Source organism: Rhodopila globiformis, from assembly GCF_002937115.1.
Taxonomy (GTDB): Bacteria; Pseudomonadota; Alphaproteobacteria; order Acetobacterales; family Acetobacteraceae; genus Rhodopila; species Rhodopila globiformis.
The window spans coordinates 1-10,231 of the sequence record NZ_NHRY01000140.1 but is presented as its reverse complement, the minus strand read 5'-3'; the positions used below and the strand labels follow the sequence as shown (position 1 = coordinate 10,231).

At 64.5% G+C, this 10,231-nt stretch carries 9 protein-coding genes; 4 read left to right on the top strand and 5 right to left on the bottom strand.

Going from position 1 to position 10,231, the window contains the following annotated elements:
• From CCS01_RS14200 to CCS01_RS14185, 4 genes are all read right to left on the bottom strand, one after another.
• Nucleotides 1–1,530, bottom strand: coding sequence for an efflux transporter outer membrane subunit (locus tag CCS01_RS14200; RefSeq protein WP_104519470.1), 1,530 nt, complete (start codon nucleotides 1,528–1,530; stop codon nucleotides 1–3).
• Entirely contained in the window at nucleotides 1,527–2,810 is a 1,284-nt protein-coding gene (locus CCS01_RS14195) for an efflux RND transporter periplasmic adaptor subunit (protein ID WP_104519469.1), read from the bottom strand. The genes CCS01_RS14200 and CCS01_RS14195 overlap by 4 nt, the downstream gene beginning before the upstream one ends.
• Entirely contained in the window at nucleotides 2,810–5,989 is a 3,180-nt protein-coding gene (locus CCS01_RS14190) for an efflux RND transporter permease subunit (protein WP_104519468.1), read from the bottom strand. Before CCS01_RS14190 ends, CCS01_RS14195 begins: the two co-directional genes overlap by 1 nt.
• A 386-nt stretch (nucleotides 5,990–6,375) precedes the next feature.
• On the bottom strand, nucleotides 6,376–6,963 hold the full coding sequence (locus CCS01_RS14185; RefSeq protein ID WP_104519467.1) for a hypothetical protein: 588 nt from the start codon (nucleotides 6,961–6,963) through the stop codon (nucleotides 6,376–6,378).
• A gap of 184 nt (nucleotides 6,964–7,147) precedes the next feature.
• Here CCS01_RS14185 and CCS01_RS14180 point away from each other — a divergent pair, with 184 nt between their 5' ends.
• From CCS01_RS14180 to CCS01_RS14165, 4 genes are read left to right on the top strand one after another with little or no spacing between them, the layout of a single operon-like run.
• The gene (locus CCS01_RS14180; RefSeq protein WP_104519466.1) at nucleotides 7,148–7,585 is read left to right on the top strand and encodes an antitoxin Xre/MbcA/ParS toxin-binding domain-containing protein; all 438 of its coding nucleotides are present in this window, start codon (nucleotides 7,148–7,150) and stop codon (nucleotides 7,583–7,585) included.
• Entirely contained in the window at nucleotides 7,582–8,070 is a 489-nt protein-coding gene (locus tag CCS01_RS14175) for an RES family NAD+ phosphorylase (RefSeq protein ID WP_104519465.1), read from the top strand. The genes CCS01_RS14180 and CCS01_RS14175 overlap by 4 nt, the downstream gene beginning before the upstream one ends.
• A gap of 28 nt (nucleotides 8,071–8,098) precedes the next feature.
• Nucleotides 8,099–8,347 carry a DUF4160 domain-containing protein gene (locus tag CCS01_RS14170; RefSeq protein ID WP_104519464.1) on the top strand — a complete coding sequence of 83 codons (249 nt, stop codon included), beginning with the start codon at nucleotides 8,099–8,101 and terminating at the stop codon, nucleotides 8,345–8,347.
• Nucleotides 8,331–8,738 (top strand): DUF2442 domain-containing protein, encoded by a 408-nt coding sequence (locus tag CCS01_RS14165; protein ID WP_104519463.1) that lies wholly within the window; start codon nucleotides 8,331–8,333, stop codon nucleotides 8,736–8,738. Before CCS01_RS14170 ends, CCS01_RS14165 begins: the two co-directional genes overlap by 17 nt.
• 181 nt (nucleotides 8,739–8,919) lie before the next feature.
• On the opposite strand, the gene CCS01_RS32820 is transcribed toward CCS01_RS14165, so the two are convergent.
• Nucleotides 8,920–10,044, bottom strand: coding sequence for an RNA-directed DNA polymerase (locus CCS01_RS32820; protein ID WP_158258387.1), 1,125 nt, complete (start codon nucleotides 10,042–10,044; stop codon nucleotides 8,920–8,922).
• Nucleotides 10,045–10,231 lie beyond the last annotated feature (187 nt).

Here is a 10,231-nt window from a genome sequence, read left to right as displayed (position 1 = left end):
CTAAGGATCAGGCCGCGCACTCCTCCAATCCCCCGGATCGGCGTCGGCGACGTTGCCGCCGGAACTCCTCCCCGGCCGCAGCGGGTTGAACGGCAGCGTCTGCTTCTCGGTCGGCAGGTCTCCCGCACTCCACCCCCCGCCAAGTGCCCGAACCAGGTTGATCGACGCCTGCTGCAGCCGGATCGTGCCCGTGATATCCGAGACCGACGCCTGGAACGCCGCGATCTGCGCGACGATCACTTCCAGGTAGCTGGTCGCGCCCGAGGTGTAGAGCTGCATCGACAGGGTCTGCGCCTGCGTGGTCGACTGCAGCGCCTGCCGATCGGCCGCCACCTCCTTGGCGAGTTGGTCGTTCAGCGAAAGCTGGTCCTCCACCTGCTGGAACGCCGTCAGCACGACCGAGCGGTAGTTGTCGCGCGTCTGCCGGTAGGACGAGTTGGCGAACTGCAGTTCCGCCCGCAGCAGGCCACCCTCGAATATCGGCTGGTAGATGGCCGTGCCGATGGACCACATGCGGTTGGGCAGGCTGACGATGTTGAAGCCGGCATCGACGATCCCGAACGCGCCGTTCAGCGACAGGTTGGGATAGAACGCCGCGCGGGCGACGCCGATTTCGGCATTCGCCGCCGCCATGTTGCGCTCGGCGGCGGCGATGTCCGGACGCCGTTCCAGCAACGACGAAGGCAGGCCAACGGGAATGACGGGCAGGTACAGCGGCGTCCGGTCCTGCGGCGGCAGTTCAAACCCGGTTGCCGGCACCCCGATCAGATTGGCGATCGCGTGCAGCGCCAGGGCACGCTGGGCGATGATGTCGTGTAGCAGCGCCTGCGTCGTGCTGACCTGCGCCCGCGCACGCGCCACATCCAGGGCGCTGCCGATCTTGTCGCTCAGACGCATGAGGGTGATGTCGAGCGCCTTCTGGTAATAGACGATCGTCTGCTCGTACAGCGTTATCGTCTGGTCCAGGCCGCGCAATGTCAGGTAGGCGTTGGCCAGTTCGGCCTGCAGGCTCAGTTCGACCAGCGCCAGGTAAGCGGCTTCCGCCTGCGCCAGGCGCTTGCGCGCATGGGCCTGGTTGCCGATGCGGTCCCAGACGTCGATCTCCCAGGTTGCCTGGGCGTCGATCTGTACTGAGGGTTCGTACAGGGGGGCCTTGCTGACGGGGGAGCGCCACAGCCGGTACGGCGACTGCCGGTTTGCCGACATGCCGTAGCCGCCGGCGACCTGCGGGTACAGGCCGGATTCCGCCTCGGCTGCCAGGTCGCGGGACTGGATATAGATCTCGCGCTCGGCCAGCAGGTCGGGGTTCTGCGGGATCCTGGCTTCAAGCTCGTTCAGCGTCGGGTTGCCATAGGCCTCCCACCACGGCCCGCGCGGGATCTGGTCCTGCGGGTGGGCGACCTGCCACGGGCCGGAGCCTTGATAGGACGCCGGGAGGACGAATTTCGGCGGGTGGTAGGCGGGCGCCAGGTCGCATCCAGCCAGGCTGGCAAGCGCCAGCGCCAGCGCGCATCGAACGGATCGCATCATTTCTTCGGAGCCTGCTCCCCGCTGGCTTCCTCCTTCCTGGAGAGCCCGACATTCTGCGGCGGCGCCTCCACGGGCTGCACCTTCTCGCCTTCCAGCAGGCCCGCCGAGGGGTTGGCGATCAGGCGGTCATCCAGGGTCAGGCCCTCGGTGACCTGCACGGTGGTGCCGAAATTGAGGCCGAGCTTGACATTCTGCAGATGCACCTTGCCGTCCTTGACCAGCGCGACCTGCAGGCCCTGGGCACGGAACAGCAGCGACTGTTCCGGGATCACCACGATGCTCGGATTGGTTGGCAGCTTGAAGGTCACCTCGCCATAGGCGCCGGGCCAGATCTCGTGCTTCGGGTTGTCCACCTCCAGTTCGGTCAGCACCGTGCGCGATGTCATGTTGAACGCCTGGGCGGAGGTGAGCAGCTTTGCGTGGAAGGTTTGGCCGGGGAACTGCGGCAGGGTCATGGTCGCGGTGATGCCGGGCTCGATGTACTGGGAGTAATCCTGCGGAACGGACACGAAAATCCGCAGCTTGTGGATATCGGCGACGGTGAACAGCGCCCGGGTCTGGCCGCGCGCGCCGGCGTTGCCGCCGGAGTCCTGGACGAAATTGCCGACATCGGTGTCGCGCGCGGTGACGACGCCGTCGAACGGGGCGACGACCCGCTTGAAGGCTTCCTGCGCCTCATAGCGCTGGACGTTGTACTTCGCCGCCTCGACCGCCGCTTCCTGCGCCTTGGCGTCGGCGATGTTGACGTCCACGGTCTGCTGCGACACCGCCGAGGTGCCGGCCAGTTTCTTCCACCGCTCGGCGGTGATGACCGCAAGCTGGTACTTCTGCTTCGCAACCGCAAGCTGGGCGCGGGCCTGCTGCAGTTGCTGGTCGAGATCGGGGGTTTCGATCGTGGCCAGCAGGTCGCCCTTTTTCACCGGGGCGCCGTAGTCCTTGTACCAGTCCTGCACATAGCCGGTGACCTGGGCATAGATCGGCGCCTGGTACCAGGCCTCGACATCGCCCGGCAGGGTCAGCGTGCGGAACTTCGGCCCGGGCTGCGGCGCCACCAGGGTGACCCTGGGCACCGATTCATGTTCCGCCAGGGTCTTCAGCTCGGACAAGGTCGCCTCGCGCTCGGTGATGCCCCAGATGACGATGCCGATGGCGATCAACGCGGCAATCCCACCGATCAGCCACCGCCGGCGGCTCCGGCGCGTGCGCGGGCGCCGCCGATCCTCCTCCTGGAAGGGCGTGTGGATGGTCTCTTCGGCAACAGGGTGCGGAATCTGGTCCATCAGGTTGTCCCGGCCTTGTGTTTCTTGCGCAGCAGGCGTCCGTGCACCAGCGTGAAGACGGCGGGAACGAACAGCAGCGTCGACACCGTCGCGATCAGCAGCCCGCCCATCACCGCACGCCCGAGCGGGGCGTTCTGCGTGTTGCTCATGGACATCGGCAGCATGCCGATGATCATGGCCAGCGCGGTCATCAGCACCGGCCGGATACGCGCATAGCCGGCTTCAACCGCGGCACGGGCCGCGTCGCCGTGTTCGGCGAGTGCTTCACGGGCAAACGAAACCACGAGGATCGAGTTCGCGGTGGCGGTTCCCATGCACATGATCGCGCCGGTCAGCGCCGGCACCGACAGGGTCGTTCCGGTGATGAACAGCGACCAACTGATGCCGGCCAGTGCACCCGGCAGGGCCGTGATGATGATAAACGGATCGATCCAGGATTGGAAGTTCACGACGATCACAAGATACACCAGGATGACCGATATCAAAAGTCCGCCGATGAGCTCGCCGTAGGCCTCCGCCATCGTCACCGCCTGGCCGCGGGTTTCGACGCGTGCGCCATGCGGCACCTCGTCGGCGGTGTCCCGCAGGATCTTCTGGATCGCGTCGTTGACCGCGCCGAGATCGCGCCGCTCGGTGCTGGCATAGACGTCCACCACGGGCATGATGCTGTAGTGCGACACCACCAGCGGCATGCCGGTCTGGGTCACCTTGCTGAGCCCGCCGAGCAACTGCATGTCACGCCCGGACGGATTGCGGTTGCCGGCGTCGATCGGGATCGTTTCGAGTTGCTGCATGGTGTCCAGCTTGGGCTGCGGCGCCTGGATGTTGATCAGGTAGGACACGCCGTTCTTGGTATCCAGCCAGTAGTTCGGCGCCACCTGGCCGCTGCCCGACAGCATAGCCAGCGCGTTGTCGGCGACGTTGGCCTCGTCCAGGCCGGTGCGGGTGGCGAACGAGCGCGAGGAGGCGATGCGCAGTGTCGGTGCGTTGAACGCCTGCAGGATGTTCGGGTCCGCCACGCCGGGAATCTGCGCGACCTTCGCCAGGACCTTCTTGGCGTACTCATAGTTAGCGTGCTGGTCGCGGCCGACGATCTGCACGTCGATCGGCGCCGGCAGGCCGAAGTTCAGGATCTGGGCGGTGATGTCGCCGGGATGGAAGATGAACTGGGTGCCGGGGAACTTCTCGTTCAGGCGCCGGCGCAGCATCCGGCGGTAGCGCTGCACGGGCGAGTTGTTGGAGTCCAGGCTGATCGTGATGTCGCAGTCCTGCGGGCCGATGGTGCCGCTGGTGCTGTACACCTCGTTGATGCCGCTGACCGGCAGGCCGCAGTTGTCGACGATGTTGGTCACCTTGCCGGGCAGGGTGGCGCGGATTTCCTGGTTCACCAGTTCCGCGAGCTTGGCGGATTCCTCGATGCGGGTGCCGATCAGCGTGCGCATGTGCAGCTGCAGCACGCCGGAGCGGATCTCAGGGAAGAAGTTGCGGCCGAGGAACGGTACCAGCATCAGCGAGGCCAGCGTCAGGCCGAGGAACACCAGGATGAACCGGCCGCACCGCGCCGTTACGCCGCGCAGGATGTCGGTGTAGGCGTTGCGGAACCGGTCGAAATTTCGCTCGAAGCCGCGCTGGAAGCGCTTGAACGGTCCCGGCCGCGGCGCGTCCGGATCATGTGCGCCATGGCCGCCGTGCCCCTGCTGCCCCGCCAGCAACCAGACGGCCATGGTGGGAACCAGGGTGCGCGAGAGGATGAACGAGGTGATCATCGCGAACACGATGGCCATGGCCAGCGGACGGAACAGATAGCCGCCGACGCCGCTGAGGGAAAACATCGGCAGCCAGACGATGCAGATGCACACTGTTGACACGAAGGTGGGCACGACGATCTGGTTGGCCGCGTCGATGATGGCGGGCTCCAGCTCCTGCCCCGATTCCAGGTGGGTGGCGATGTTCTCGATCATCACCGTCGCGTCGTCGACCAGGATGCCGACCGCCAGCGCCAGGCCGCCGAGGGTCATGACGTTGATCGATTCGCCAAGCCAGGACAGCACCAGGATCGAGGTCAGGATGCACAGCGGGATCGAGGTCGCGACGATCAGCGTCGAGCGCCAGGAGGCCAGGAACAGCAGCACCATCAGGCCGGTGAGGCAGGCGGCCGTGATCATCTCGCGCACCACGTCGCTGACCGACTCGCGCACGAAGCTGGACGCGTCGTCCAGCGGCGTGATCTTCACCCCCTCGGGCAGCGTCTTTTCAATGCTGGGCAGCATCTTCTTGACCCCGGCGACCACCGCCAGGGTCGAGGCATTGCCGGTCTTCAGGATCTCCATCAGCACGGCCTGCTTGCCGCGCACCAGCACCATGTTGATCTGCGGCGGCCCGCCGCGGTACACGTGCGCCACATCCCGCAGGTAAACGATCGCGTTCCCGACCTGCTTGATCGGCATATTTTCAAATGTATCGATATTGACCGGGGCGGCGTTGGTCTCCACCAGGTAGTCGAGCCGGCCGATTTTGATGTCACCCGCCGGCAGAACGAGGTTCTGGCGGGCGAGCGCGCTGGAGATATCCTGCGGCGACAGCCCGTGCTGGAGCATCGCGCGCTGGTCCAGGTCCACCTGGACGACGCGGGAGGTGCCGCCGTACGGCGTGGGAATCGCCACGCCGGGCACGCTGACCAGCTGCGGGCGGATGAAGTTCGACGCCAGATCGTACAGCTGCTGCACGGTCTGGTCCTTGCCAGAGATCTGCAGGCTGAGAACCGGCACGCTGGAGGCGTCATACACCAGGATCTCGGGCGGCGTGATGCCTTGCGGCATCTGCTTGAGCACCGTCTGCGCGCTGGCGGTGATCTGCGCCTGCGCGGCCGAGACATCGGTGCCGGGCTGGAAGAAAATCTTGATGATGCCGCGGCCGTACAGCGACTGGCTCTCGATATGCTCGATGTTGCTGACGGTCGTCGTCATCGAGCGTTCGAAATAGTACACCACGCGGCCGGACATGTCCTCCGGCGTCAGGCCGTTGTAGGTCCACACCACCGCGACGACCGGAATGCGGATCGCGGGGAAGATGTCGGTCGGCGTGCGCCAGACGGCGAGGCCGCCGAACAGCAGGATCAGGATGGCGAGCACGACGAACGTCAGCCGTCGTCTCAGGGCGATAAGGACAATCGCGTTCAAGAAGACTCTCCTTATCGGCGCAGGCGAAACAGCCGATCGTTCATGCGGCCGCGCCCCATGGCGCGCCGCGGTCTACGGCCGGAGCGTTTACGACGATTGCACGGATCGGATGATTGCACAAGGACGTGAATGGGCTGTTCTTCGCGTAACAACGAGTAACTGCTTAAAGAATTCTTTAGTACTATGAAGATTGCAGTATTGATTGCCGCCTTGGATGAGTGTGCGCTTTCCACCTCATGAACATTTCGCAAGCGTTGGCGGCCAAGCCCTGTCAGGATAACGGAACGGATAGATATGCGCCCCTATGTAGCCCGCATGGTGATGGGCTTGCAACAAAAACGACGTCGCGGCAGCGGGCTTCAGCCGGAGACGGCCGTCCATACGGATCACCACCCGCCGGCGTCTGGCCCGGGCGGGCGCCCCTGGATGCGGCGGCGGGCGGTGACGCGCTGCGGATACCACAGGGTGAAGGCGACGGCGGCGGCCAGCGCCAGCACCGTCACGCCGATGCCGGCCAGCGGCGGCAGCGTGGGCAGCGCGGGCAACGCGACCTCGGCCAGCGCCATCACCGCGAACGCCACCGCCCAGGCGCGGGTGACGACGACGTTGGCGCGGATGAGGATCGGGTGGTGCCGGAGGCTCTCCGACACCTGCTCCTGCGCGTACTGCAGGGTGAACGGGCGGCCGAGGGCGAGCGAGGCCAGGACGACCACCAGCAGCCCGGCATCGACGCACAGGGGGACGGCGGCGTCCGGCCAGTCCGCGCCAGCGAGCACCGTATAAAGGGCAAGGCCGCCAAACAGCAGCGCGCTGCCGATGTCGAGGATCTTCGGCGTCCGGCCGGCGGTGACGGCATCGCGCAGCAACAGCGCCGCCGCGACCAGGGTGCCGGCGGCGAGCCCGGGCAGCGGCCCGGCCAGTGCGTCGAGCACGGTGAAGAGGATGAAGGGGGCGAATGCCAGCAGGAGTCCCATGGGTGCGTCGTCCGGTGTCGGGGTGAGCGGTCTGGCCGGGGGTGATATTATGCCGGGACGGATCGCACCACCCGCCTGGTCGCGGGTTGGTGCGTCGTGTGGCCGGTCCGGCTCAGTTCCGGTTGCGATTCATCCCGGGTGAGCCTAAATCGAGTCTCATGTGAGAGAGGTTGGGAGGTCGGCCATGCTGGATCCGGTTTCCGAGGTCCTGGGCATCCAGGTATCCGGCCCGCTGCCGCTGATGGCCGCGGTGGAGCAGGGATTGCCGCTGATGGCGCTGGATCGCGTCATGCACGCGGTCGCGCCCTCCGACAGCGGCTTCGCCTTCCGCATCATCCCCCGCGCCACGCTGGCTCGCCGCCGCAAATCCTTCGCCGCCGCACGGGACCGCGCGGAGGGCCGGCTGTCGGCGGAGGAAGGCAGCCGCCTGGCGCGGCTGGCCAGCGTCTGGGCCATGGCGCTGGACGTCTGGGGCGAGGCCGACGCCGCCCGCCGCTTCCTGTTCGAGCCGCATCCGCTGCTGCACGGCCGGCCGCCGGTGGACGTCGTGCTGGAGAATGAGCTGGGGCGACCGGTGGTGGAAGGCATCCTGGGCCGGCTGAAGTACGGCTCCGCCGTGTGACCGCCCAGACGCTGGACCGCGTCCTGACGGCGTATCGCATCGGCGATCCGGCGGGAGCGTTGCCGATTTTCGATTCGACCGGATCGCGGCTGGCGCCCGGGCGGTGGAACATTGCTGCCAGCCCGATGATCTATGCCTCGGCGCACTACAGCACGGCCATGCTGGAGAAGCTGGCGCACGGCAACGGACGCATGCCGCCGAACCAGCACTGGATCGCGATCACCATCCCGCCGGGGGTGACGTACGAGATGTTTTCGCCCGCGCATCACGCCGGCTGGGACGCCGAGGACGGCCTGGTGGCGAAGGCGTATGGCGCGGCGTGGCAGCAGTCGGGGCGGTCCTTGCTGCTGCTGGTGCCCAGCGTGGTCGCGCGCATGGAGCAGAATGTGCTGATCAACGACAGCCATCCCGACATGCGCCGGATTGGCACCAGCCTGCACCAGCCGATCTGGTGGGATCGGCGGTTGTTTGGGGGGACGTCTTGAGAAACCCATCACGATAGGTTATGAGGGGATGGTCACCGTTCTTCGTGCCGGTGGGCTGCGGGTGGTCATCTTCGTCGATGATCACCAGCCGGCTCATGTTCCCATGTTCGGTGACGGACAGGCCAAGATCAACCTGCGGGGCGCCGGGGGCAGCCCCGAACTGGTCTGGGCCGAGGGCATGACCCGCGCCGAGGTCCGCCGGGCCACGCAGGTCGTTGTCGCGCAGCAGGCCCTGCTGCTGACGCGGTGGGAGGATATCCATGGCCGAGTTGACTGACGCACAGATCGACGCCGCGCTGGAACGGGGGCGGCAGGCCAGCGCAGGCGAACCGCGTGCCCGGGCCGCTCGGTATGACCGCCGGCGCCGCCGGGTTGTCGTGGAACTGACGAACGGCTGCACGTTCGCCTTTCCGCCGCATCTGGCGCAGGGGCTGGAGGCGGCGACGGACGAGCAGCTTGCCGGGGTGGAACTGCTGGGCGCGGGCTATGGCCTGCACTGGGAAGCGCTCGACGCCGATCTGTCGGTGCCCGGGCTGCTGGCCGGGCTGTTTGGCACCAAGGCTTATATGGCCCGGCGGGCGGGACAGGCGACGTCGCCCGCCAAGGCGGCCGCCGCGCGGAAGAATGGGGCGAAGGGTGGGCGGCCGCGGAAGACGGGGAGCGAGTGATGTTGGACAGCGTTTGGGGCCTCAGACGGTAAAAGCCGTTTGAATCGAGTTGTGGAAATCCTAAAGGCAGTGCTGCTGCTGCCGCTGTGGCGACGAATCGGCATCACCCGGGTAGACGGTTCCAAGGTGGCGAGACATTGGCGAACGCCATCCTCAAATCAAAAAGCTGAGGAGATTATGTTTAGAAGCTATCAGTATAGTCAATATCGTCGTCCGACCGATGTTGCTGCCAGGGATACCTCTTGTCCTCGTTACCACTCTCGCCATCGTCGCCACCATCATCGTAGCGGCCGGCCATGTCCTTAATTGCATAATCATTGTATCTATCATCAACATCGTCATCAGTTGGATGGATAAAAAACGGAACGGCCGCAGGGTCGAAAAAGGAAACCTTTGCCGCTGCCATCTTCGACAGGAATTCGCTCATCGTTGCCCGCGGTAAATCGGCGTCAGGAATCCAGCGTCCTACCACTGCTTCGTAAGCCAATAGCCAAAAGGCCCCGCTAAAGGGCGAGTCTCCGATCTGAGTCAGCAGTTTCTGCCTGCGTTGAGGCGATCGGCGAATCGCGTTCGGATTAAGATAACATGCAGTCACAATGGCAAATACACCACAACGTGCTATGATAATATCTATGATCTGCACAGGGAGATTCAGTCCGAGCTCCTTCATCAACCATAGTAACCAGCAAACTTCCGAGTCGTTCCCAATACTACTGTTCCTATTTAGCGAAATCAGGATAACTTTCTGCCACTTGTCAAGTTGAACCTTCGTCGAAGTCCTATTTACATAGGCTACAACCCGAGAAACGTAATCTATCGAATGAGGAAAGCTATTTACGCATCGCACCAGAAAGTCTTCCAGAACATTCCAATGCCTCCGCCACATTTTCTCGCGATCAAAGCGGCGGATAGCGTATTTGATTATTCCATCGTCTTTTTCTCGAGAAGACATACGAAATATTTCTGACAAAACCTTTGTCTTATCCTCCGTATTCAGACCACCAAAATCATTCTTGATCATCATCTTTAATGAAAGCGGCCATGTCGGATCCAATGCTTCCGAGGATTCCGTGATGGAGGTTTTTAGTTCATTGATATCGAGCCCATAGTCGCGTAGACACTCACGATAACTATAAAGATACGCCTCTGCTTCGTCCATAGATGACGCACCAATCCAGACATCATCGACGTGTCTGATTAAGGAGACTTCCTTCCCCTTGTGCTTTGTCGCAAAGTCGACATCGACGGCCACGGCTACGATCTCTGCAACGACTCGCGATGTGTCAGGCCCCACTGGAAGTCCCACCGACTGCCCGTCCTGAGATTGGCGTAGTAAATATCCCCCGGCAGAGCCGGGGGCTTTATGGTGTTGGCCGCTCAAAGCGGCCGGGCGGGTCGCTGACGCGGCCCGTTGAGTGTGAGCCGCTCAAAGCGGCAAGCGGGACCGCTAACGCGGTCCCGGGTTCAGTTGGCCACTAAAGTGGCCGGTTCAG

Bases quoted from the DNA above. Each gene is read 5' to 3' on its own strand.
- CCS01_RS14200 (WP_104519470.1), bottom strand. From the start codon at position 1,530: ATGATGCGATCCGTTCGATGCGCGCTGGCGCTGGCGCTTGCCAGCCTG.
- CCS01_RS14195 (WP_104519469.1), bottom strand. From the start codon at position 2,810: ATGGACCAGATTCCGCACCCTGTTGCCGAAGAGACCATCCACACGCCC.
- CCS01_RS14185 (WP_104519467.1), bottom strand. From the start codon at position 6,963: ATGGGACTCCTGCTGGCATTCGCCCCCTTCATCCTCTTCACCGTGCTC.
- CCS01_RS14180 (WP_104519466.1), top strand. From the start codon at position 7,148: ATGCTGGATCCGGTTTCCGAGGTCCTGGGCATCCAGGTATCCGGCCCG.
- CCS01_RS14170 (WP_104519464.1), top strand. From the start codon at position 8,099: ATGGTCACCGTTCTTCGTGCCGGTGGGCTGCGGGTGGTCATCTTCGTC.
- CCS01_RS14165 (WP_104519463.1), top strand. From the start codon at position 8,331: ATGGCCGAGTTGACTGACGCACAGATCGACGCCGCGCTGGAACGGGGG.